Here is a 24,190-nt window from a genome sequence, read left to right on the forward strand (position 1 = left end):
TGCCTGAGACGCCACCGTGCGTTTCTTCTTCATTGGCATATCCATGATTTTTATCGCTCATGATATGCCTCGCCCACGAAATCACGGATAGGTCCCGGGCGGCAAGTCCGAACGCCGCGCATGGTGACGCCGGCGTTACGGCGACCGCTACTCGCCCCAGCCCACCCACTCCTGAGCGAAACATACGCCGTTTGCATCGCTCCGGATCGCCGGTGTCTGGCTCGGGAAGGCCGGATTCGAGACCGGCACTGCGGCTCGCTTTAACGTCGAGCAGGGAAAGCTTGTGACTACCGCTGAATAAAAGAACGCAGAAGCGGCCTTTCTATTTGAACCAACTTAAACAATCACTCGGCCAATCGGTTTGCGACCATCGCTGAATAAACATAAAAGATGGCCATTTTTTAGCGGCCGTCAACTTCCCCTTTCCCCACATCATTTAGAGCCATCCCTCAACCAAGCAACAATAACATCACACCCGGAATCAGACGGCGTCTCCATTTCATAATAACCATTACCCACCAACGTAGCCAACCCTTCGTGTAGCGATATCGATTTCCCACCAGACTTTATCGAGCAACGACCGCTTATCACCAAAAACAAGTGAGCAATAGCATACCCCCCAATGGTATTTCCCGAGCCATATTTTTTACTCGCAACTCTAACCACATCCTTCCCGAAAATTTCCATAACGCTATCGCAAGTTATCTTTTTATGAGATATTTCATTAAATTTAATTATACTGAGAATTTTATGGGACGATAATTCCAGCATTTTCGAAGCCCTCCTTTCCGATGTTAGCAACGACTTCATTCAAGACCGAACTAGCCCCATTCATATAATGGCCGCTATGTGTATTGATATCCAGCCCAAAAAAGCCATTTGCAGCATCACCTGCAATATCCGCTTGTCCAGCGGCAACCACCGGCTTTCCTTCTGACAAAGCAGCGTGAGATATTTCCACCCCGTTCACAGAGTGAGGGCCGACTAAAAGCACCCCATCCGGAGTTACTACATATTTTATTGACCCAGAATTAACCAGCGCCTCGAATTGTGGATCATGAATCTTTGCAACCATCGGCTTGACGCCAAGCCGCTCAGCAGTTGCCAACTCCTGCTCAAGCAAATGGGGCAATTGATTTTCTAGTTCTTCGCAGTTCAGTCCGAGAGGATCGGCCCATCTTAAAGTGTTCGGCGCGTACCGATATGGATTGATACCGCCCATGAGCCCAATCGGATCCTGGCTGATGAAGCTTCCGGTCGCGAGGTCGAAGTATCTGTGCCGGTTATACAGAGAGAGCAAACGCCCTCATCGGACCACGAAGGCGGCAGTCAATAACGCGCTCGCCTAAAACCAAAAGACACAATGCAAAAGACCGCTTCCTCGCAACTGGCAGCAGTTTTTTGCACTTTGGATTCCGCTCACCAGGCGAAGGCTTGAAGAGGCCGGGTTCATGCAGGGGCAGCGCGTGAGAGTTAATGTCGAGCACGGTAGGCTTGTGATTACCGTCGAATGAGGAATAAGAGCATTTCGCAAGCTTTATCTTTAAAAGTATTTACTGGCGCTTCGCATAAATATCTATCTCGTCGCCAATATAGCTACTAAATTTGTATTCGGTTTTTTTTATTGCCTCTCCTTCTGTATAGCAAAATACGTCAGGATCATCGGCGTAGCGATCTACAAAAAATAGCGCTGAATACCCTTGATGCAACAGAAATGCAAATAAATTTTCCGGTGGTGAAACCCCGTTTTCCTCCATCAATTCCAATGTACATTCATTTATATCACCCAAATCCTTGGCTAATATGTCAGTCCCCACCTTAAAATCACCAGCTTCAGAGCCAACGAGAGACAAAAAAATCTTGTATAAATTTGGCAATGCTCCATATTTCTTTTCAATGCCGGATATTTCATCCGCATCGCATCCACTAACTCTCAACCCCTTCGCTTTCATGCCATTCGTAAGATCAACGAGTTTCTGCTGAAATTCAAGTGCATTCATTCTGCGTTACCCCCACTGAACATTTACTTCAATTCCCGGAAACATCTCTCTGAACTGATTTATCACACTAGAACACGAGTCACAAATTGGAAGCTCGGAATACAAGTCGATTCTCCCTGTCGCCGTTGTCGGAAATTCGTTAGCTATGTGCTCGAAAATCTTCACTTCCGAATCGAATTCTCGACTATGACCAACGTCAAATGTTGAGAATTTTCTGCTTTCCAAATCAGGAATTTTTACAAAGGGAGCATCATTAGTATTCCTTCCGCTAAGTGCGTCCGCCGTTCCTTTTCTCCCGTTTATTTCAAAGTCTGATGTTGCAATGTTTCTTTTTTTACCAACATTACCACTAGCTCTGTAATTTTCAGCGCGCAGTTTTGTTTCGCAGGTCAACCCCAAAGGGTCAACCCAGGTAAGAACATTTGGTGCAAATTGATACGGATTCGTGCCTCCAGCGAGGCCAATCGGATCCTGACTAATGAAACTGCCTGTGTTGGGATCAAAGTATCTGTAGCGGTTATAGTGCAGCCCCGATTCCCGATCAAAATACTGCCCCTGCAACCGGATCGCCTGCTCCACCCCCTCCCGATACACTCGCCCAACCCCACCCCACCCGTCATACCCCGCAGCCCAAACAACCTCGCCACGACCATCCGTCAACCGCACCGGACATCCATTCGGATCGGTATGGTAATGATAGACCGCTTTACCTCTACACCCGCCTTCCACCACCGCAAACGGATGAAACGTCCCGGGATAGTAGACATACTCCCGCCCGTCCTCACGGTAAAGCCGTTGCGCCTCACGCCCCACACTCGGCGGCGGCGTTACACCATATCGCAACGTCCGCTGCCCCTCGCAAAGCCTGTCGGCCGCATCATTGTCCTGCCGGACCTCCGCGAGCAGCGCATCGCCATCCCAGAAGAACCATGTCGTGTGCGCCGGGTTACGCTTGAACGCACGCCGCCCCGCGGCATCGTATCCATACCGTGTCACCTGGTCGCCGCAGCGCGATTCGATCAGGCGATGATTCGCATCCCACCGCAGGTAAAGTGCGCGCTCACCCTTACCCGGCACGACCGGCTCACGCATCCTCAGATTGCCCGCCGCATCGAATACGTATCGGCGCCCGTCATGCTCCCCCTCCCTCCGCCACGCCTCCAGGCGCGCATCGTCGTCTTGCCTGACCTCCCGCTTCGGCTCGCGAATCCGCGTACGCAAATGATTGCCCGCCGCGTCCGTCACGAAGCGGCTTATCTTGCCCGCGGGATCGATATGTTCCAGCAGCCGGCCAACCGGATCATAGCGATACGCGTCCACGCCCCATTCACTGTCGCGACGCCGCGTCAGATTGCCCACCGCGTCATACTGGTAGCCCATGCTGAACACCGGCGCCTCGTCGCGCATCACGCTTTGCGCGCTCAAACGGCCCATCGAATCGTACTGAAACGCCCGCGCAAGTCCCACGCCCAGCTGCTCGCGGGTCGCGCGACCCAGCGCATCGCGCTCGATCATCACGGGCGCTTGATCGTTCAGCGTCACACCCACCAGTTGGCCTAACAGATCAAAACCCTGCACAAGCCGGTTGCCCGCGCTAGTCGTACGCTCGACGCACTGCCCGATCTCGTCGTAGCTATAGTTCACCGAGAAGCTGTCCTGCTTCTCCTCAATGAGTCGCCCCGCGTCGTCAAAACGTCGCACCACACGCCGGTGCGCATTACTCATTTCGATGAGCGCGCCTGACGCGTCATATCGGAAACACTCGTGAATCTGCTGTCCCTGCCGATCCGGGTCGGACAAGCTCTTGCGCGTGATGCGTCCGAGCCGATCGGTTTCGTAAGCGATCACCTGACCCAGGGGATCGATGCGCGTATGCAAGCAACCTTTGGCGTCGTACTGGTAACGCGTCGATTGGCCCCAGTAGTCAATCTCTTCGACGATCCGCCCTAACGGATCGCGTATGAGCCGCCATGTCTCGCCGTTCTGATTGACTATCGTTGCAAGCTGTTCCTCGGTGTCATACACGTAGCGCGTACGGTTGCCGTCCGCACCCAGAAGAGCCGTCAGCTTGCCCGTGCCCGCATATTCCAGGCGCGTGTGCTCTCCGCCTTCATCGATATACGCAATCGGGTGGTCCTCGGCGTCATATTCAATGTTGACTCCGGTGCCATCCGGCTTGCGCGCCCACAGCAAGCGCCCCTTTCTGTCGTACGCATAGGCGCTCCGCTGATCAAGGGCATTGGTGCGCGTCAGCAGACAACCGCGTGCGTCGTGTTCGAACTTCTCTTCATGCCCCAGCGCATTGGTCACGCTGCACAAATAGCCATGCCAATTGAAGGCCAGCTTCGTCATCGCGCCACGTGCGTTAACATGCTCGCGCAACTGCCCGTGCTCGTCCCACGTGTAACGGGAAACCGCGCCAAGCGGATCGGCTTGAGAAAGCGGTAACCCACGCGTATCCCATTCCTGTTTCCACGACCGGCCACACGCATCGGTCATGACCAACGGATTCGAGTCCCTATCGAACGAAACCCGCGTGCAACTGCCGTCCGGCAATGTCACCGCGGTCTCGTTGCCGTTTTCGTCGTATTCAAACCGGGTACTCAAGCCGGTCGGGTCGATGATCTCCGTGGTATGCCCACACTCGTCGTATCGGTAGGTGGTCACGCCGCCCAACGGATCGATTTCACTGACAGGCAAGTTATCTTCGTCGAATCGGATTAGCGACACGTGGCCGCGCGAATCGATCACCTCCGTTTCCCTCAGCGCGGGACGGTAGATGAACCGGTAGTCGTGCAATCCGCCATCGCCCCATGCGTGAACGACTCGCCACGCTTGGTCGTATTCGTAATAGAAGGCTTGACCCAGGCGATCCGTGTGCCGCGTCAAGTAATGGCCGATATAGCGATAACTGCGCGGGGCATCGAGTGCGTCGCTAGCGGAGAACAAGTTCCCTACGTCGTCGTAGACGTATCTGACTAACGGGTGCGTCTGCCGGGTCATCGGATCGTACAGCGCAATCGACGCGATCCCGCCATCGCGCGCCGACTGTACATCCAGTTCACGTCCTCGCAAACCATCCCTTCCGCTTTCGACGATGCGCCGTAAGTAGCCATCCTCCCATTCGAAATGCCATGCATTCCCACACAAATCCTGAATGCGACCAATTCGGAGCCGGCGACGTTGACTCACATAAGGGGCGCGTAGTGTGCCTGTGTCCGGGAAAATATAAAGTTCGCTGCGCACGCGAACATGTAGCGCGCCGCCTTGCGCGCCATCTACCCGATACAGGCGTGCACCATCACGCCACTCTTTGACGGCATGCTCGATCCCGGGCGCTTCGGGTAGCTTTGGAAAAAAAATCTCGAGATGCGGACCCGAGAGAACGACAATACCGTCGTCGTCCACTTCCAAACGCAGATCGGCGGGTGTTCGCCAACCCTGGCCGCAAAAACCCGGCTCATCACAACGGTGAGAAGCGTAATGTCGCGGCCACGAAAGCGGTAACCTGCCGGTGATTGTGAAGTCCTGCTGTGCAACGTCCACGCTGCCGTCTCGGATATCGACAGGCTCAGCCTTCAGCACTTTGCATTTAAAGAAGCCGTTAGGAAGCCCCTTGAACGCTTTCTTCTTGATCTCCTTGAATCTTTTGCCCAAATTCTCAAGTCTTGTGCTAACTCCCTCAACCTTCCTCAGCTTCTTCAGCCCTTTCCCCACGGCGCTCATCGCGCCTTTCATCAACATCGCCGTCATGTTGACTGTGGACGGCCCGCCAACCGTCACGCCGCCAGGCGTACTGATATTCATCGCCGTCGGCAATACCGGCGATAGATTGACTTTAACCTTCCTGATCCTGAGCGGAGGAACAACGCCAACCGCATTGCAATCAAGCACAGGCATAGTCGCACGAGAAAAAGGCTCGCCATCGGCCAGTACGGTCTTGCTGCCCATGAAGATTTCATTATCGAATTGCGGCCCCGCCGGCACCCTGATAGGAGGCGCCCACACGCCAAACGGCACATGCGCAACCACGCCTCCAGTCCCTGCATTTCCTCGCTTCACACCATTGACATGTACCGTTCCGCCTATCACAGGAATGTAGTCAAACGGGTCGAACACCATCGCGATATGCGGTGTAGGCAGCGGTCCAGGGACAGGTGTCGCATAGGTGTGGATATCAATCCCGAGTTGAACATCGAAGTGCTTCGCGGATGGCGTGCTAATGGAGGGTCCTAGTGCAGGCGCGGCATCCTGCGCAGCTTCGGTCGCCTTAGCCACCCCGTCCATTGCGGCCATGAAACCATTGGACTCCGGTTCTGTGTCTTTCTGATCGGTTTGATCTGCCGAACTCATTGACAAGCCTTCTTCATTTGAACGTGAGGCGCGGCCACTCACGAAATATTCCGGACGTTACGTGCGCGGGAACTGCGGTCTAACCGTGCGCGCCTGTCTGATCCAGATCGTCGTTTTCCAGTAACCGCGCAATCTCAGCTTCCGTTTTGTCGAGCGGATGTCTGATCTCCGGTAATCCGTTCCAGCGCGGATGCAACAATTCGCGTGCCGTACCGACAACCTCCCGAAAACGCTCGTCACCGCCGGCAATCAAACGTTCACGCTTTTTATGGCAAGCGATGTAGCGCTCTTCGAGCTGAAGATCCATCGCCACTTCAATGGCCTCGACTTGACGAGCGGATGGAAACGCGCCCAGGCACAATGCTTTCTTATCAGCCATGTCAAGTATCTTGGCCGTGTCAGTCTCGTAGTCTCCTGCGCATGCCTCGAGTTCTTTCACGCGTCGAGCATCGTAATGACGCAGTAAATCCTGAATCACGATCGGCAGTGTCGTTGCGGCTCGCTGTGCGACTGGAATGGACACTGACTCGCGAATTGCAAGTACATAGTGTTCTTTCGCGGCATCAGGTAGTCGCGCATTGGCGAAGCAAAAGCCCGCCATGCGGAACCCCTCTACGACCAGCATCGGGTCTGGCACACACCGTGCCTGCTCAGCGCCACTTCGATAAGCGCGGGCTGCATCCTTCATCTTCCCCGCCGCGAGACACGCGCCACCTTCCCCGAACCACGTTTGAACGACGAGGTTCTGCGCGCCCGGCAGTTCCTTTTCTTTGGCCCGTATCGCCCAATCACGGGCGTCCCGATAGCTCACCACGGCATTGTCGAAGTCCGCATCCTTGATCTGGGCGCCCGCGATCATCAATCGCAGCACCGCCTCCTGGTCCAGCCATTGTTCGCGTCGAGCGATTTGCATCGCTTTGCCGGCTCGTTCCTGGACTTCATGCGCCGACCCTCGCGTCAGTAAAACCATCAGGTCGGCCATGATCTGACGGTACGCGCCGACAGATCCCGCTGCGCCGCCCGCGTGCATCGCGGTCTCGCGCATGATGTCGAACATGTCCATCGATATTTCTATTACCTGTACTTCATCCGGAAATCGGTCGGCCAGTGCCTGCCAGCGACGATCGCTTTGGGTATCAACAATGACTAAACGGATAGATTCCGGGATGGGCGCCTGCAAGGCGGCTTCGAGCCATGTTTCCCAGGCGCCGCTCGCGCTTATCGGATGCGGTTGAAGCACCGCCGCGACGTAGCGGAATTGTTCACGATGGTGCCGGGCAAAGGCACCAAGAAGGAGCAGAAAGCCCGCCGCACTATCGTACCGAGCCACCCTGTTGAAAGGCCAATTTCCTTCGGTATCCTCGTCATCGAATGACTGTCGATACTGTTCGATCAGCGCATCGCCCAGCACGCGGCTGTAGCTAAAACCGGTATCGAATGGTTGATCGAAGCGGATGAACAGGTCCGACGTATCCCATTCACCAGATTCGGATTGCAACGCGAAAAACGCGTCGAGCATGCGATCGGCGTTATCCGCAATCCGCAACACCATCACGCGGATGTGCTCGTTCTGCGTGTGCCGCATCCACAGATCACGCAGTTGCCCAAGGTTCTTTTCTACGGAATTCATCGTGCAATAGAGCTCGCGCCTCAGTCATCGGGTTCTGTAACGTGTCACTACAACGCATGCCGCATTGCACGCAGAAAAGCACGAACTTCGCTGCGCCATTCGTCTCCCAACGCGTTCACCACGATGATCGCGATCACGATGCTTATTGCGAGAATCGATAAACGTTTCATGAGAAGGACCGTCCGCAGGCCTCAGTTCAATGATATTTTTGAGCCATTGACGCTTACGCCAGACCGGTCGATGGTGATAGTCGAACCGTGAGCGGTGAGTTCTATTTTTCCGGCGTTGATGGAAATTCCAGGTCCTTGCCCTCGCTCGCCGACGCCCAATGTGACCAATGATGCGGATCTGACATCGGCTTTACCTTCGCCGAACATCAATAAGGTCGTGTCGGCCGAATGGGCCATTTCGTTTGCGCTCACGTGCCGGTGGCCCGTAGCGCGATGTTCGACATCGCCTTTCACATTGTGGGTATCCAATCCCGTCACATTGACGGTACGGCCCGCCCCATGGTTTTCTGTGGATGCCGCCGTAATCGTCTGTTCCCACTTTCCCGTGATACTCGATTTTGTGTCTCCGACAATGTCCTCGCGATATCCCCCGCTGGTAATGTCGCGCGTCTGCCCAGCTTCATACGTTTGCTTAACGACGCCGGTAACTTTCTGTGTATACGTGCCCGTGACAGTTGAGTCTTCATTTCCCGTTACCTCTGAACTGCTATCCCCCTTCACCCGCACCGAGTGATTGCCTGCCACCTTCAATGAATTGTTATTGCCGACTGAAGTCGATCCATTGTTCTTCACCGTCGTATTCATGTCCTTCTGCGCCTGTATCCAAAGCTCCTCCGCTCCCTGCTTGTCTTCCATGCGCAGTCCATTTTCCATTCCGGCGCCACCCTTCATCGACCTGGACAATATCCCGCTCTGCGTCGCATTCCCCGGCAACGCCCACGGCGGCATCGATTCTGCGTTGTACAAACGACCGACCACGATCGGCCGGTCCGGGTCGCCGTTCTCGAAGTCCACGATAACTTCGGTGCCGACACGCGGAATGTTGACTCCGCCGAACCCTCCCCCCGCCCACGGATACGACACGCGTATCCAGCACGACGAATTGTGATCTTTTACCCCCGAACGATCCCAGCGAAAGCTAAGTTTCACCCGCCCATACTGGTCGGTCCAGATCTCCTGCCCGGGCGGGCCCGTCACGATAGCCGTCTGCGGCCCGTTCGTGCGCGGCTTCGCAAAGTGATCGCGCGTCGGACGAAAGACCGTCTTCGCAGGCTGCACGACAAATGAGCTGAATATCGAGTATTCCGCTGCGCCACTCGAATCGCCAACCTCCGTCGCCGAGAAATACGCGCTAATCACCAGGTATTCCTGATTCGCCGCCTGACGCGGATAACCGTCAAGATGAAAAGTCGTGCCACACACGACATCGCGCACATTGCCGCTGCCCGATGCACGTTCACCATGCGCACGGACCTCCTCCATGCGCAACCGCGCAAAGTCCTCGCCATGCGACGGATCGGTGTAGTCACCCGGCCATTCGTAGCGCTCCAGATCGTTATGCGAAGTGTCCTGAGGCAGTTCGTTCTGCCTGATCAGATCCGCCTTCGGTTTCTTGAAGTCATAGTCACTCGTTATCCACCGGCCTGACTGAAGCGCGCCGCCCGTGTCGAACGCACTGATATATTCCTGATCGATCTTGTGGCCCGGCGGGAAATACCATAGCGTCTGATAGGCCGCGCTTTCCACCGGCTTATGTGCGCCAAGGTGATCCACCAGCACCATTCGATGAAACGTATTCGAATGCTCGAAGAACCAGTAAATCCCATGCTCCGCCATCAGGCGCTGGATAAAATAGAAATCCGTCTCACCATACTGGACCTGATAGTCCAACACCGGATACGTCCGGCTCAGCCGTATGTCGTACGAGTACATGTACTTGCCGAGCACGTCTTCGACAATTTCCACCACCGTCTTGCGCTGAAATATCCGGTAGTCTGACTGCTGATCGGCCAGCCATATCCATGGCTTCAATGAGAGTTCGTAGTTGCTCTGCCGGTCCGTCTGATTCAGATAGCGCGCTTCTGCGACCACACCGCTGATTTCCCGCGTGCCCGCACCCCTATTCGCCGCGCCCGCCATCCCCTCGAGCCCGGCCATGAAGGTTCCCATCCCGTCCAGTTGGATCGTGACCGTCAACTCCTTGCCGATCATCGACTTGAGATCAAGATTGGCTGCTTCTTCCGCTGGCACGTCGGTCGGCGTACGGCAAGCGAGCGTGTACGTATAGATCTTCGAGAGCGCTTCTTCGCCGCCGATAGTCTTCAGTTCAAGCAAAGGCCCACCAACGTCGGACATCGGCAAGGCAGCGCCCCTCATCGTCACAGTACGATTCGTTGTGAACATCTGCATATCGAAGCAATCCTTTCGTTTTCGGATGAACGTAACGCTACGGCATGGCAGTTCAGCGGCAATTGAACGCCATCACCTTCCCGATGATCCTTCTGGTTTCGGTCGTTACGCAGCTCGCCTGCGCCGCCTGTCGCATCGATCCGGTGCCCCATTCCTTCCGCGCCTGTTTTTCACAAGTGCTATCGCGCTGCCTCGACCATCTGGAAACGTGCTTCTCCAGAGGGGCTTTGCACGCAGGGGAGTCTGTTTCCCGGCCCGACACCGCCGACTGCAGATCCTGCTCGGCTATCAGTTGATCGCGCCACGCACAAAAGGTCATGCTGGTCTGGCTCGCATCGCAGTTCGCCAGTACCGCGCCCACCTCGCTCGCCGGCAGCCCGCTGCGTCTGGCGATTTCGTCGACAGGATCGGACGACGCTGCAAGCGACGGCACGCAGACCAGGCTTAGCAACAGACAGAACAGCGCTTTCATTCCGCTCGCGCCTCGATCCGGAATGGCGCTGCCTCTTCGCGGCGACGGTTAACGAGTCCCGCCGAACGCACTGCGCGCAACCTTCTCCCATGCACATCGCGGGGATGCACATTCACATTCCGCGTCATATGCGCGACGACCTGCTCATCCAGTCCCGCATTGGCCGCCGCAAGCGCAGGATGCGCGCCGGTCGGCCCGGTATTGAAGGTGTAGCTGACCAGCGCATCGAACTGATCCTGGGTCAGTTCCCGCGCGCTGACCTGACGGCGCACAGCAGCTTCCGCACTACGCACGCTCACCGCCAGTTGCGCATTGACATCGGCTGTGCTCACTGGCCGTCGCATCTCTTCTTCGGTACAGGGCCCATGATGCGCAAGCGCCCCCACACCGAATGTGCAGTTGTTGGCGATGTCGTTGTAGTAGTGAAGAATGGCGCCCTCGCGCGCCCGCAACGCGCTCAGGCCCGCCGTGCTGGTTCGCATCGTTTCGTTCGGCATCGTGGGTCACTCCTCGCTTTCCCATTGAATCAGCAACTCCGCAGGAATGGCCCTCACCGCATCGGCATATCCCTTACCGACGAACTGTTCTGCCCTGCGTAGCAAAATAGGGATCGGGCTGCTAGGTTCATGCAGTTCGAACCAGCGCCGTGCGTCACGGATATAACCGAGCGCGTCATCGCGATCCCGTGGCGCGTCTTCGCACCGAATCTCAACGGGACCGGTAGTCATTCGTGGTGAAGCACCCTCAGCGAGTTCGCGCGGCGCATCCTGGTCCGGCATGCGGGTTTCTACAGCATTGACGGACGACACATGGCCGGTCTGAGCATCGATCGACGGCTGCACGCTCCGCGGCCCATCGCCCGTCAGTCGCCGCAACAATCGGTTCAACGCCGAAAGGTCCGGTTGATAGACGCCCAGATGCTGTTTGCACCAGTTCTCGATCGCCCCCAAGCTGGCTAGCGCTTCGTCGAAGCCCGCCAGCGTGTCGGGTTGTTGCGCGCGAATATCCTCAAGCTGTCGCGTGACCGAGTCCGGCGCGAGTGAATCGTTCGGCCGCGGATGCGCAAACGCCCGCTCAACGTCGCGCACTTGCAAACGCGCCATGGTGGAACGCGTCAACGCGATCTCGCGCACGTCCGACATCAGGCCATCGGTGTCCGTCAGCGCCTGCAACGCATTCATGCGAATTTCGAGCGCCGCATCCTGATCGTCGTCGACACCCGGCTGCGGATGGATCGTGTCCGGAAAGGCATCCAGCCAAGCCGCCAGCAAGCGCAATCCTTCTGCCAGCCCCTTCGACATTTCAAGCCGCGTGCGACAGCGCGTGAACAACACGGCAACGCGCATGTCCTTGCTCCGCAGCATCAGCCGCCGGCACTCCCGCTCGACCTCACTCCAGTTCACCGGCTCCGGTGTACCCACGAAGTCGCCATATTGCGCATCCGTCTTCGCGACCACCCGCGCCGTCAGCACGACCCATTCCGGATCGTATTCAAGATCAGGACCGCATGGCGACGCTGCATTGACAGGCGTCATCCAGTCGTGCCCCACCAGCGTGGCGGATCTGGCCGACGAATTCGAAGCGCGCTGCTTTTTGCCGCTACTCATTTCGCCTCTTCGCGGGTTGCGTCGCACTGATTGGGTCCGTGTTCCTCACAAAACTGATCCACATATCGTTCCGGTTCGAATCGCATGCCCGTGATCGGCTCGCCGCTGCGCGAATGGCCGAGCCATCCCGACCAGCCCAGTTGCTGAGGACCGCCGATCTCCGCAGGTGGCGCGCTTTCTGCACGGATTCGAAGCTCCAGTTCCCACTCGAATTCACGGCCGACAAAACTTCGCACCCAATCGACCAGCCGCGGCAAATCCGCGCCACGCGGCGTGAAGCGCAGATACGCGTCCATCTCGAGCGGACCAATCACGATCCTGAACCGATGCTGGCGATCAGGCGCCTGCTCGCCGAGCATCGCGCCGTCGCCGATCGTCGCGGCCGCGCCAGGATTGCCAAGGTGGCTGTGATCGTCGGGTTCGACGTCGATCCAGTGGAAAACGTATTCGTCGATCGCGACCGGCACGCCAAAATAGCGTTCCAGTGTCATGCGCAATCCGTCCGGATCGCGCGCCTCGCGCACGAGGTTCGCGGACGCCGCCAGTTGCGCATGCGCAGGCAACGCCCGACGCGCGATTTCTCGCGTGTCCTGGCCACTCAGACTCGCGATATAAAACGAAAACCGCTCGCCATCCGGGCCGGGCCGGTCGAGTCCGGCCGCGGCCTGCCCCCCGGCCCACGCGCGATACAACAGCGTCAGATAGCGGTGGTGAAAGATGTCGAGAAAATCGACTAGCGTGTGATCGCCCCGCCCCTCTTCCCGCTCTCGCGCGATTTCCGTCATGTGGATGGGCAGCGGACCATTCGGCCCAAGCATGCCCAGCCCGAAGAGTCGCACATGAAGACGCCCATTCGACTCGCCGACGCTGGCGATCTCGCGTGGCGCGAACGCGAGGCTGGGCTTTTGTCCCAGCAGGAATGGCTCCGCGCGCGGACGCCGCGCGGCACCGATCGGATCGATACGCGCATTCGCGCCAATGCGACGCATCAGCGGAAAAAAGCCGTACCGCCAGGGCTCACGCTGCAAACGCTCGACGGTTTGCGCCGAGAGCGCCGCGTCGCACAGCATCGCAGTGAACGGTGCGCGCTCCATCAGGCCACCCCGCGCGTGCCCATGCGCACCGGCCAGCGCGCCACGCGACCGCGTTGCATCGAATGGAGTTCGGTCTGCGTGAACGAATTGATCGACACGTGCCGGGCCAGATAGTGCTCGAGAACCAGCCCGAAGAGATAGGGACTCGCGCCTGAAAACCCGCTCTCGTCGACCGTCAGCTGGCACTCGATACCGCGCCCGAACACGAGCGGACCGCCGCCGGGTAGTTTCCTCGCAACCGGCTTTGTTCTCACACCCACCAGGCTTTCCACCTGACGCCGCGGCCCGGTGTCGTCACTCGTCAGAAACAGCCGAAGCATGTCGCGAACGCCTTGCCCGCCGGGCCGATGGTCCAGTTCTTCGAGCGGCAGATAGTTGAAATTCAGTTGCCGGATCAGGCGCCACGCGTTTTCGCGTTCGGCAAACGGCGCGCGCGGCGTGCTCGGCGCGCGAATCAGGCCGACTCCCGTCACCGGGACCGACTCACCTGCGTTCAGGTCACGCATGCCATCGCGCGGCAACAGGTTCGGCAAGTCGCGGTTGGTCAGCCACGCGTCGACTGACAGATAGCGCATGCCTTCGCGATACGGGGCTTCATGCTGATCGACGAGCGACACGAATACTTCGGTGCCGATATAGGGCGTACGCGTGCCGTAACGGCGCGCCGAATCGGACAGCAACCGACGCTCGCGACGCAACGAGAAATATCGTCCGTGATTGCCTTCGTCGTTGTTCAGCGTTTGATAGAGCGGCCGGAACTCGAGCCGCGCCGACTCGCGCCCCACCTGAGCGATCAGCGAATCCACCGCATAGACTTCGTAATCGAGCGGCGCGACACGCTTGGGCACAAGATGGAATTCGGTGCTTGCCTCGTTCAGTTCAATCCTGTCCACCGCGCGTGGGAACAGGTTGATCACAGGCGTGCAGAACAACGCGAAGCGCGAGGCGTCGACCAGCCCCGTCAGCCGGTCAGGAAACTGATCGAGCAGCACGACGATTTCGGCCTCGCGGCCTTTCGCCTTGCGCAGTCCCTCCTTCAGACCAGTCAGCGCAAAGAAATAGAATCGGCTCGGGCAGGCGAAGTATTCGTGCAACAGGTTGTGACCATGAAACTTCGACCATACGAGCGGCAGCAGCCCCTGATCGATGCCCAATCCCTCGTGCGCGATCGCGCCCCGCGTGACAGCGGAAAACGGATGGTCCGTATCGGCGAATCCGCCTGGTTCGCCGGTGATTGTTGCCACGCCCGCCGCATGAACCAGTTCGAACAGTTGCGAGGCCACCTGTTCGTCGCCGGCCAGGTAGATCGGCAAACGGTCCAGTTCGCGCAACGACGCAATGCCCGCTTCGCCCGTCGTGCGTAGCCGCAAACGCAACGCAGCGCGCACCTGGGCATGCGGCGGTACATACCGGTCGAGCATCGGGATATCCGGCGGAATACCTGTTAGCCGCGCCTCGACAATCTCTAGCGGATAAAGCGTGACGTTCTGGCTTGTGCGGAATTCGCATGCAGTCTGTTCGCCGGGCGGAATCGTGCTTTTCAGCCTCGTGTCGCGCGGTACCGAAAAACCTTCGACCAGATTGCCTTCCGTAGGACTCGGATAGAAGCGGGCCACCGCCATCGACGGCGTCGGCGCCACATAGTTGGGATAGACGACCTCGAGCAGACGTCCGGTGAAGCGGGGAAACTCGGCATCGAGTTTCAGTTGTATACGCGCGGCCATCAAACTGAATGACTCGATCAGCCGCTCCACGTAGGGGTCGGCGATCTCGCCGGCCTGCATGCCGAGGCGCCGCGCAATCTTCGGGTGCATCTGCGCGAACTCGCCGGCGCGTTCACGCAGGTACAGAAGCTCCTGGTTGTAGTAGTCGAGCAATCGTGGATCCATCAGGGCGTCCTTATCCTAACGAGCGCTCGTGTTCAGCCGGCTCGTCTCCAGATCGAGTGAGCTTTGCACGAGGAATTCGAGCGGATAGGGATCCATGCGGATCATGCCGTGGATTTCGAACGCCAGCTCGTTGTAGTGACCTTTGCTGCCGGCGTCGGTCAGAGGCACGACGCGCACCGACGCCGGAATCAGACGCGGCTCGAATTCATGGATCGCGCGCTTGATCGCGACTTCGATATCGGCCCATTGACGCGACGCTGTGAAGGCACCGGCGAGCGGCGGCACGCCGAAGTTGATCGTCGATGCCGCCGCGTGCGGATAACGCTGCCGATCGATCGCGCCTTCGATGCTGGTCGCGTTGAGCAGAAAGGCGAGATCACGCTGGATGATGTCGCGCATCTGTGCGCGCGTCACCGCGTATTCGCGAGCAGCTTCCGTTTGCTTGTGGGGCGCATCGTCCCGCAAGCGGTCAAACAGGGTCGGCAGTAGATGTGGCTCCGCGCGGCGTGGCATGCTGCCGGGAGCAGTCAGGTCGCGGAAGGTGCGGTTCACAGGCATGCTCCGATCGCATACGGATGACGACTTTCGGTGCGTGCGTATCTCCCGGCCTCAGGCACACATCCAGCCAATTCGAGGATGGCGAAGTCGCGATGACGCTGCGCAGCTGGCGATAGGTTTTGCATCACGTACATGGTCACTCGCTCTGTTGCGGAACGGCTTTCGCATGGCCATTCAACGCGACCATCGGGCTGTCGATAGCGAGCGCGTGATGATCTCTGCGGGCGAGCAAAGGCGGCACGGCTCCCATACGCCGCGCAGCCGCCGCCTGATATTCCGGCGGGGCGAAAAGTGTCAGGATTTCCGAAATCTCGTCTTGCTCGGCGACGGACTCCAGATCGCTTTCATGAAGTGGTCCAAATGCCTCTTCCAGCTTCTCGATGTCGGACAGCAAACCGGTGATCGATCCGAATGCTTCATCGCCGGCGCGAGACTCGTCACTGAGTTTCTGCGCCGGGACGCCGCTCGCGGGCGCGCCTGCGTCAACCCACTCCACCGTCGGAACCTGGCGGGCATCGAGCGCGCGGTAGTACTGCCTGCTGAGATCGGCGAGCACATCATCTGCTCCGGTTCGCACCGGCGCGCTATCCGCCTCACGACCCGCTTCGTACCGCGCTTCGCCAGCAGATAGTCCTAGCAGATCGAGAATGGTTTCGCCTTCATGCGTTGGACCGTTGTCGCGTTTCGACTCGCTCGCGCCTTCACATGGCTCGTGCGACATGCAGGCGGGTTCCATGAATCGCGAGGCCGTTCGCCCGACGGAAGGTGATTTGCGTAAAACCGCGGAGAGACACGCGTGGAGAGTCATTGAGTACCACCCCTTTCATCTATCAGAGCAAAGGAACGATTACGAGTCGATGTAGCGACCAATTGATTAACGCACAACACGGTAATACATGTCCACCATAAATCGTTACATCTAAATTCCACTTTAGAAGAGAAATTCGAGATGAATGATTTAAGTCAAAAAAACTGCCACAGAACATTCTTGTTAATTCTTATATACGAACCGCAAATTTGATCCGAGTTGAGAGTGCTCCTAAATTCTCCATTGCATGCAATCCGCATACTCCATATATATCAATGCTTTACCGCATCGTCTATCCACCTAAATCAGCCGGACCGCATCCGACAATTTTCATCAAACAATAAATTCCACTGCAATTCACATCACAACAGACCACATTGACTCACGCGAAGTAATACCCCAATAATTCACGGATCATTCAATCGACACACGAATACGGTTCTCCTACAGATAATTCCTACATCGATGTCAGAAACAATAGATATCTGAATTTTATTTATGTCGATTTCCCGTCAGACACTATTCGGAAAGCTCGGGGCTACGCTCTTCCGAAGCATCGAGTCGGCCACCGCCTTCTGTAAATTGCGTGGCAACCCCTACGTGGAGTTGGTGCACTGGCTGCACCAACTCATGCAGTTGCCTGACAGCGACCTGCATCGCATCGTCCGGCATGCGGGTATCGAGCGCGACAGGCTGGAACAAGACCTCGCCCACACGTTGAACACGCTGCCCGCAGGCGCGAGTTCGATCACCGACTTCTCGCATCACATCGAACTGGCAATCGAGCGCGCATGGGTACTGGCAACGCTCGAATTCGGAGACAGTCGCATTCGCGGCGCGTGGTTAGTGTCGGCGCTCGTCGGCACACCGGAATTGCGACGTGTGCTGCTCTCCGCGTCGCGCACCTTCGAAAAGATTCCGCTCGATTCGCTGAACGGTCAGCTTGCCGCATGGATCGACGGCTCGCCGGAATCGTCGGACGCGGCCTTCGACAGCAGCGATTTCCCGGCAGCGGTGCCCGGTGACGCGTCGCGGGCATTCCCGTCGGCTGCGAAAACATCGTCGCTCGAAACGTACTGCACGGACCTGACCGCTCTCGCACGCGCCGGCGATATCGACGCGGTGACCGGGCGCGAATCGGAAATCCGCACGATGGTCGATATCCTGCTGCGGCGGCGTCAACACAATCCGCTTCTTACCGGCGAGGCGGGCGTCGGCAAGACGGCGGTTGTCGAAGGACTCGCACTTGCCATTGCCCGAGGCGATGTGCCGCCCGCGCTGGCAGCCGCCCGTTTGCTGACGCTCGACGTCGGCGCGCTGCTGGCCGGTGCCAGCATGAAAGGCGAGTTCGAGTCGCGGCTCAAAGGCGTGCTTGAAGCGGCGCTAAAGTCGGTATCGCCGGTCATCCTGTTCGTTGACGAAATCCACACGCTCGTCGGTGCGGGCGGACAGGCCGGCACGGGCGATGCCGCCAATCTGCTCAAGCCGGCACTCGCGCGCGGCGCGGTACGCATGATTGGCGCAACGACGTGGTCCGAGTACAAGCGACACATCGAAAAAGATCCCGCGCTCACACGACGTTTTCAGGTACTGCAGATTCCCGAACCCGCTGAGCCGGCCGCGATCGATATGGTCCGAAGCGTGGCCCATGCGCTGTCGAAACATCACGGTGTGATTATCCGCGATGAGGCGATCCGCGCAGCCGTCAAGCTATCGTATCGCTACCTCCCTTCTCGGCAGCTGCCCGATAAGGCAATCGGCCTGCTCGATACGGCGTGCGCGCGCGTGGCCTTGTCGCAACATGCCCCGCCTCGAGAACTGCAGGCCGTGCGCCAGCGACTTCACGCAGCACGCGTCGAACGCGATCTGCTCGAACAGGAACACCGGATCGGGCTCGACGCAGACAAGGCGCTGGAGGCAGCGCAGGCTCGCATCGGCACCCTCGTCGCCGAAGAGATGACGACCGAAACGCGCTGGCAAAACCAGGCCGCCGCTGCGAAGGCTTTGTCTGACGCGCGCGAAGCAGCACGTACAGACGACAGCGCCCACCACGACACGCGTCGCGAGCTGCGCGAGCACGAACGCAACCTGCGCGCACTGCAAGGCGAAACGCCCCTCGTCTTTTCCGAAGTCGATGAAGCCATCGTCGCCGAGATTGTCTGCGACTGGACGGGCATTCCCGTCGGCCTCATGGTGACCGACGAAATTGCCGCGGTACGCGCACTGCCGGCCACGTTAGCGATGCGCGTGATCGGACAGAGCGATGCGCTACGCCAGATCAGCGAACGCGTACAGACCGCGCGCGCGGGATTGGCCGATCCTGGCAAGCCATCAGGCGTCTTCCTGCTGGCGGGTCCGTCGGGCGTCGGCAAGACCGAAACCGCGCTCGCGCTTGCCGAAGCGCTTTACGGCGGCGAGCACAACCTGATCACGATCAACATGAGCGAGTATCAGGAAGCACATACCGTTTCCGGCCTGAAGGGCGCGCCGCCTGGCTATGTCGGCTATGGCGAGGGTGGTGTGCTGACCGAAGCCGTGCGGCGAAGCCCCTATTCGGTGGTGCTGCTCGATGAGATCGAGAAAGCCCATCGCGACGTGCACGAGATGTTTTTCCAGGTGTTCGACAAAGGCTATATGGAGGACGGCGACGGCCGTTACATCGACTTTCGCAATACGACAATCCTGCTGACAAGTAACGCAGGTTCCGAACGGATCGCGAGCCTGTGCGCGGACGCAACCGTCGCTCCGGATCAGGACGCTTTGCGTGATGCGCTGGCACCCGAGCTGCTAACGACCTTCCCGGCGGCTTTCCTCGGAAGGGTCACACTCGTGCCATTCCGGCCGTTGGCTCACGCGTCGCTGGTGAATATCGTCCGGCTGCACCTCAATCGCGTCGTGCGGCGCATGTCGGACAGTCATCGTATCGCGCTCTCTTACTCGGACCGCCTCGTCGACTACATCGTCATGCGTTGTCTTGTGCGAGAAACCGGCGCGCGCGTGCTGATCGGATTTATCGACCAGCACATCCTGCCGAGGTTGTCGGCGCTGTGGCTCGACGCGTTTTCATCGAAGAGCACGCTATCGCACATCGGCGTCGACGTGGTCGATAGCCATGCGACACCCGCTGCGGCGATCGTGTTCTCAACTGCACAAACCCCATTCGCTATTTCTTGCGGCGAGCCCTCATAACGCTCCCGCCCTCTTCCCTCGCTCACGGAGTCCCCTATGTCCGCTTCAAACAGTTCGCAGAAGTTCATCGCGCGAAACCGCGCACCACGCGTGCAGATCGAGTACGACGTCGAAATTTACGGTTCGGAAAAGAAAGTCGAACTGCCGTTCGTGATGGGCGTCCTTGCGGACTTGTCCGGACAACCCGTCGAGCCGCTCCCCGCGGTGGCGGACCGGCGCTTCCTCGATATCGATATCGACAACTTCGACGAGCGCATGAAAGCGACCAAACCACGTGTCGCGTTTGCCGTACCGAACACGCTCACAGGCGATGGCCAGCTATTGGTCGATATGACATTCGAGAGCATCGAGGACTTTTCACCGGCAGCTGTCGCCAGCAAGGTGGATTCGCTGCGTCAACTGCTCGATGCACGCACCCAGCTCGCGAATCTGCAGACCTACATGGACGGCAAGTCCGGTGCCGAAGCACTGGTCAATACTCTGCTCGCCGACCCAGCACTGCTCAAATCGCTTGTCGCGGCTCCCAAGCCGCGCGCGTCGAGCGAAACCGGCGATAACGACCACCCCGCTTCCCTTAACTGAGCGCAAAGATTCGCAATAAAACGTTCCATTCGGTTCACGTTCAGGCTTACAGAGGAAGATCATGGCAACCCAGCAGGTACAGGCATCCAGCGTGACACAACACGCGCCAGACGACTTTTCGCAACTGCTCGCGCAGGAATTTCGCCCCAAGACCGAGGCGGCGCGGGAGGCCGTCGAATTCGCGGTGCAAACGCTTGCCGAGCAGGCGCTCCAGCAGTCGATCACAATCAACGACGATGCGTACAAGAGCATCGAAGCCATCATTGCGCAAATCGACCACAAGCTGTCGGAACAGATCAATCTGATTCTTCACCATAAGGACTTCCAGAAACTGGAGTCCGCGTGGCGCGGACTGCATCATCTGGTGTCGAATACCGAAACCGACGAGCGCCTGAAGATCCGTTTCATGGACGTTTCCAAGGAAGAACTGCGCCGCTCGATGAAGCGCTACAAGGGGCTCGCGTGGGATCAGAGCCCGCTGTTCAAACAGATTTATGAAGAAGAGTACGGCCAGCTTGGCGGCGAACCGTATGGTTGCCTCGTCGCCGACTATTACTTCGATCACACGCCGCCGGATGTCGACCTGCTCGGCTCGATCGCGAAGATCGCCGCCGCCGCGCATACGCCGTTCATCTCGGGCGCGTCGCCGTCGGTTCTGCAAATGGAATCGTGGCAAGAACTCGCGAACCCGCGCGACCTGACCAAGATCTTTGCGCAGAACCTGGAGTACGCGCCGTGGAATTCGGTGCGCAGCACCGAGGACGCACGCTACATCGGCCTCGCGATGCCGCGCTTCCTGTCGCGTCTGCCATACGGCGCGCAAACGAACCCGGTCGACGAGTTCGATTTCGAGGAAGACACGCAGGGCTCGGACCATCGCAATTACGCATGGGCCAATGCCGCTTACGCGATGGGTGTCAACATCAACCGCTCGTTCAAGCTGTACGGATGGTGCTCGCTGATCCGTGGCGTCGAATCGGGCGGCACGGTCGAGAATCTGCCGTGCCACACCTTTCCGACCGACGACGGCGGCGTCGACATGAAGTGCCCGACGGAAATCGCCATCTCCGATCGGCGCGAAGCCGAACTGTCGAAGAGCGGTTTTATTCCGCTGATCCATCGCAAGAACACGGATCACGCGACCTTCATCGGCGCGCAGTCGTTACAAAAACCCGCTGAATATCACGATCCGGACGCGACCGCGAACGCGAGTCTGTCCGCGCGTCTACCGTACCTGTTCGCCTGCTCCCGTTTCGCGCATTACCTTAAGTGCATCGTGCGCGACAAGATCGGCACGTTCCGCGAACGCGAAGACATGCAGCGCTGGCTCAACGAATGGATCATGCACTACGTGGACGCGGACCCGGCGAACTCGTCACAGGAGACGAAAGCGCGGCGTCCGCTCGCTGCCGCCGAGGTGGTGGTCGAGGAAGTCGAAGGCAATCCCGGCTATTACCAGGCGAAGTTTTTCCTGCGCCCGCACTTCCAGCTTGAAGGGCTGACGGTGTCGCTGCGGCTGGTTGCGCGGCTGCCGTCGGTGAAGGAAGCGACGTAATTCGGGTCGCGCGGATGGACGGGTGCCCGGATACCCATCGGGTACTCGTTCACGATATGAAGTTCGACGAACATTTCGATAAGGATTACCAATAATGCCGCATGTTTTGCAAGGTGCGAGGTTCTATAGCGGGCGTAGCTACCTCAACGGCAACGGTAACGCGGAGTGCGTCGAGTTCATTCAGCAAACGTTAGATGCCCCGCGAACTATCAGATGGCGCGAAGGTGACAAAGTCATACGCATCCCACAAGGAAACGCCGACCTCATTCCCACGGGAAGTGCCATTGCGACCTTCGTCGACGGTCAGTATCCGCAACATGGCAGTACAGGTATGCATGCGGCCATCTATCTCGGACAGTCGGAAGATGGCATTGAGGTTGTCGACCAATGGCGAGGTCAAGGCAAAGTGCTCATTCGTACGATTCCGTGGAAGCCGCGCCATTCTGGCTTGAGTAACGATGGAAGTGAATTCCCGGTGATCGAATGGTGACTCGATATATTTCGCGACTCGTCCTCAGCCCCGGTTTGCCGCTGGCATTGTGCATGACCTGCAATGCCTACGCCGAAGACCTGCCATGTCCGCCATCCATTGCCGTCAACGAGTCACTGAATCAGCCAGCGCCGGAAGGTTGGCGTGTCGAACACGGTATATCGGACCATTTTCTGGCCGGCGTCACGTTCTTTGACGGCGACCCCAAAGATCGCATGAGTATTGCCCCTACGCATGACGAACAGACGGGCCGAGAAAATACTTCGACATGGGACTTGGGATCGGGCAGCACGCGGGTGTGGCTCGCGTGCCGGTATCTGGACACCGGAATCATGTTTTCGCGGCCATTGCCCAAGACCTTCACAACCTGTCGTGTCGTGACGGGGCCGGGCAGCATTGTCCGCTCGGTGAGTTGTATCTAGTCTTTTGAAAGTTGATCGTGCAATGAGCCGATACCTCTACTACGCGCTCGCTCTCTTTGTCGTTACGCCGCCGGTTTTTTCACAAACCCTGACTCCCGCGACGATCGCGAGCGACGTTCAACATCATGGAGCACAAGCCACGGTGCAGTCACTGGATCGCGCAGGAAAGTCGGACGATCGAAACGAAGTCAGGAGAAAGAACCCCATATGAGTGATTTTGACGACGCAACCGCCGCCGACTGGCTGAATGGTCACGCATTCGCCACATCGAATCAAGCGTGCGCAACCCATGTCCGGCTAGCGCTACATGCTGGCGGCATCGACATCCCAGCTGTGCCTGCACGTCGAGATGCAAAGAACTATGGGTCACTGCTGATCGAGCAGGGCTTTGTCGAGCTCTCGCCCGCCGAGCAGATACTCCCCGCGCGTGGCGATGTCGCCGTCATTCAGCCTTACGCGGGCGGCAATCCGGCCGGCCATGTGACGATGTACACAGGCCAGCAGTGGGTGTCCGATTTTCGGCAAACCGATATGTGGAGCGGCCCCGGATACCGGACGCACAAACCGCCGTTCAAAGTGTATCGCTGGCGAGGAGCACAGCCATGAGCGCGCGCATCGCCCAATTCATGCTGCTCGCGTGGCTGTGTGCCGTCGCGCCGGTCGCGTTCGCACAGAGCGCCGCCTCGGCGCAGCACTTTGTCGAGCAGCTCTATGGCGGCTACACCCTCGACGGCAATCCAACTGACCTGCGTACCAGCGGACGCGACGCAATCGCATCGCCGTCGCTCCTCGCGCTCATCCGGAAGGATCAGCAAGTCATGCGAGGCGAAGCGGGTTATCTCGACATGGACCCGCTGTGCCAGTGCCAGGACTTCGACATCAAGGACACGCTCGTCAAAGTTCACATGCGCACGAAGTCCCGCGCTGACGCGGACGTGTCATTCAGTAACTACGGTGCCGCGCAGCAGGTAATGCTAAGCCTTGTGTGGCACAACGGGCGCTGGCGCATCGACGACGTCAGCAGCGCGAACGACGCACGTAGCCTGCGCGAGGCGCTGACGCAGGAAATCAGGGAATACGGCGGTCCAGTCCGTAAGCAAGGCAGTACGTTTTCACACTAA

At 58.4% G+C, this 24,190-nt stretch carries 22 protein-coding genes and 1 pseudogene; 9 read left to right on the top strand and 14 right to left on the bottom strand.

Annotated elements, in window-relative coordinates; translation table 11 throughout:
- Nucleotides 1-199: 199 nt before the first annotated feature.
- Nucleotides 200-301 (top strand): annotated as a pseudogene (locus BX592_RS35290) (SymE family type I addiction module toxin); the annotation flags it as partial.
- A gap of 131 nt (nt 302-432) precedes the next feature.
- Here the strand turns inward: BX592_RS35290 and BX592_RS26875 are convergent.
- Both BX592_RS26875 and BX592_RS26880 read right to left on the bottom strand, forming a co-directional pair.
- Nucleotides 433-771 carry a hypothetical protein gene (locus BX592_RS26875; protein ID WP_134196325.1) on the bottom strand — a complete coding sequence of 113 codons (339 nt, stop codon included), beginning with the start codon at nt 769-771 and terminating at the stop codon, nt 433-435.
- A complete protein-coding gene (locus BX592_RS26880; protein WP_134196326.1) occupies nt 749-1,300 on the bottom strand; it encodes an RHS repeat-associated core domain-containing protein in 552 nt (183 codons plus the stop codon). Before BX592_RS26880 ends, BX592_RS26875 begins: the two co-directional genes overlap by 23 nt.
- A gap of 112 nt (nt 1,301-1,412) precedes the next feature.
- Here BX592_RS26880 and BX592_RS34925 point away from each other — a divergent pair, with 112 nt between their 5' ends.
- Complete coding sequence (locus tag BX592_RS34925) at nt 1,413-1,514, top strand: SymE family type I addiction module toxin (protein ID WP_134196408.1); 102 nt, start codon at nt 1,413-1,415, stop codon at nt 1,512-1,514.
- A gap of 39 nt (nt 1,515-1,553) precedes the next feature.
- Here the strand turns inward: BX592_RS34925 and BX592_RS26890 are convergent, their stop codons facing one another.
- The 12 genes from BX592_RS26890 to BX592_RS34030 form a co-directional block, all read right to left on the bottom strand.
- The gene (locus BX592_RS26890; RefSeq protein ID WP_134196327.1) at nt 1,554-2,000 is read right to left on the bottom strand and encodes an SMI1/KNR4 family protein; all 447 of its coding nucleotides are present in this window, start codon (nt 1,998-2,000) and stop codon (nt 1,554-1,556) included.
- A 6-nt stretch (nt 2,001-2,006) separates the two neighbouring features.
- Nucleotides 2,007-6,353, bottom strand: a complete 4,347-nt coding sequence (locus tag BX592_RS26895; RefSeq protein WP_134196328.1) for an RHS repeat-associated core domain-containing protein — start codon at nt 6,351-6,353, stop codon at nt 2,007-2,009.
- Between the two features lie 79 nt (nt 6,354-6,432).
- Entirely contained in the window at nt 6,433-7,983 is a 1,551-nt protein-coding gene (locus tag BX592_RS26900) for a hypothetical protein (protein ID WP_134196329.1), read from the bottom strand.
- A 47-nt stretch (nt 7,984-8,030) separates the two neighbouring features.
- On the bottom strand, nt 8,031-8,153 hold the full coding sequence (locus BX592_RS34930; protein ID WP_279589209.1) for a hypothetical protein: 123 nt from the start codon (nt 8,151-8,153) through the stop codon (nt 8,031-8,033).
- A 21-nt stretch (nt 8,154-8,174) separates the two neighbouring features.
- Nucleotides 8,175-10,403, bottom strand: coding sequence for a type VI secretion system Vgr family protein (locus BX592_RS26905; RefSeq protein WP_134196330.1), 2,229 nt, complete (start codon nt 10,401-10,403; stop codon nt 8,175-8,177).
- Between the two features lie 52 nt (nt 10,404-10,455).
- Nucleotides 10,456-10,875 carry a lysozyme inhibitor LprI family protein gene (locus BX592_RS26910; RefSeq protein WP_134196331.1) on the bottom strand — a complete coding sequence of 140 codons (420 nt, stop codon included), beginning with the start codon at nt 10,873-10,875 and terminating at the stop codon, nt 10,456-10,458.
- Nucleotides 10,872-11,372, bottom strand: a complete 501-nt coding sequence (locus tag BX592_RS26915; RefSeq protein ID WP_134196332.1) for a glycoside hydrolase family protein — start codon at nt 11,370-11,372, stop codon at nt 10,872-10,874. The genes BX592_RS26910 and BX592_RS26915 overlap by 4 nt, the downstream gene beginning before the upstream one ends.
- Nucleotides 11,373-11,378: 6 nt before the next feature.
- On the bottom strand, nt 11,379-12,410 hold the full coding sequence (gene tssA / locus BX592_RS26920) for a type VI secretion system protein TssA (RefSeq protein ID WP_377681594.1): 1,032 nt from the start codon (nt 12,408-12,410) through the stop codon (nt 11,379-11,381).
- A gap of 68 nt (nt 12,411-12,478) precedes the next feature.
- A complete protein-coding gene (gene tssG, locus BX592_RS26925) occupies nt 12,479-13,576 on the bottom strand; it encodes a type VI secretion system baseplate subunit TssG (protein WP_134196334.1) in 1,098 nt (365 codons plus the stop codon).
- Nucleotides 13,576-15,465, bottom strand: coding sequence for a type VI secretion system baseplate subunit TssF (gene tssF, locus BX592_RS26930; protein ID WP_134196335.1), 1,890 nt, complete (start codon nt 15,463-15,465; stop codon nt 13,576-13,578). The genes tssG and tssF overlap by 1 nt, the downstream gene beginning before the upstream one ends.
- Nucleotides 15,466-15,480: 15 nt before the next feature.
- Nucleotides 15,481-15,978: a type VI secretion system baseplate subunit TssE gene (gene tssE / locus BX592_RS26935; RefSeq protein WP_243849751.1), complete on the bottom strand. Its 498-nt coding sequence runs from the start codon at nt 15,976-15,978 to the stop codon at nt 15,481-15,483.
- Nucleotides 15,979-16,159: 181 nt separating this feature from the next.
- Nucleotides 16,160-16,579, bottom strand: coding sequence for a TagK domain-containing protein (locus BX592_RS34030; protein ID WP_166676479.1), 420 nt, complete (start codon nt 16,577-16,579; stop codon nt 16,160-16,162).
- Between the two features lie 750 nt (nt 16,580-17,329).
- On the opposite strand from BX592_RS34030, the gene tssH reads away from it, so the two are divergent.
- The 7 genes from tssH to BX592_RS26975 all read left to right on the top strand — a co-directional run bounded on the left by tssH (nt 17,330) and on the right by BX592_RS26975 (nt 24,190).
- Entirely contained in the window at nt 17,330-20,020 is a 2,691-nt protein-coding gene (gene tssH / locus BX592_RS26945) for a type VI secretion system ATPase TssH (protein ID WP_134196338.1), read from the top strand.
- A gap of 36 nt (nt 20,021-20,056) precedes the next feature.
- Nucleotides 20,057-20,602 (top strand): type VI secretion system contractile sheath small subunit, encoded by a 546-nt coding sequence (gene tssB, locus BX592_RS26950; RefSeq protein WP_134196339.1) that lies wholly within the window; start codon nt 20,057-20,059, stop codon nt 20,600-20,602.
- A 61-nt stretch (nt 20,603-20,663) separates the two neighbouring features.
- Nucleotides 20,664-22,157 carry a type VI secretion system contractile sheath large subunit gene (tssC, locus tag BX592_RS26955; protein WP_134196340.1) on the top strand — a complete coding sequence of 498 codons (1,494 nt, stop codon included), beginning with the start codon at nt 20,664-20,666 and terminating at the stop codon, nt 22,155-22,157.
- A gap of 94 nt (nt 22,158-22,251) precedes the next feature.
- Nucleotides 22,252-22,647 carry a BPSL0067 family protein gene (locus tag BX592_RS26960; RefSeq protein ID WP_134196341.1) on the top strand — a complete coding sequence of 132 codons (396 nt, stop codon included), beginning with the start codon at nt 22,252-22,254 and terminating at the stop codon, nt 22,645-22,647.
- 53 nt (nt 22,648-22,700) lie between these two features.
- Entirely contained in the window at nt 22,701-23,069 is a 369-nt protein-coding gene (locus tag BX592_RS26965; protein WP_134196342.1) for an STY0301 family protein, read from the top strand.
- 207 nt (nt 23,070-23,276) lie between these two features.
- The gene (locus tag BX592_RS26970) at nt 23,277-23,675 is read left to right on the top strand and encodes a hypothetical protein (protein ID WP_134196343.1); all 399 of its coding nucleotides are present in this window, start codon (nt 23,277-23,279) and stop codon (nt 23,673-23,675) included.
- Nucleotides 23,672-24,190 (top strand): DUF3828 domain-containing protein, encoded by a 519-nt coding sequence (locus BX592_RS26975; RefSeq protein ID WP_134196344.1) that lies wholly within the window; start codon nt 23,672-23,674, stop codon nt 24,188-24,190. The genes BX592_RS26970 and BX592_RS26975 overlap by 4 nt, the downstream gene beginning before the upstream one ends.

Origin of the sequence: Paraburkholderia rhizosphaerae, from assembly GCF_004366595.1 — a bacterium.
GTDB lineage: Bacteria > Pseudomonadota > Gammaproteobacteria > Burkholderiales > Burkholderiaceae > Paraburkholderia > Paraburkholderia rhizosphaerae.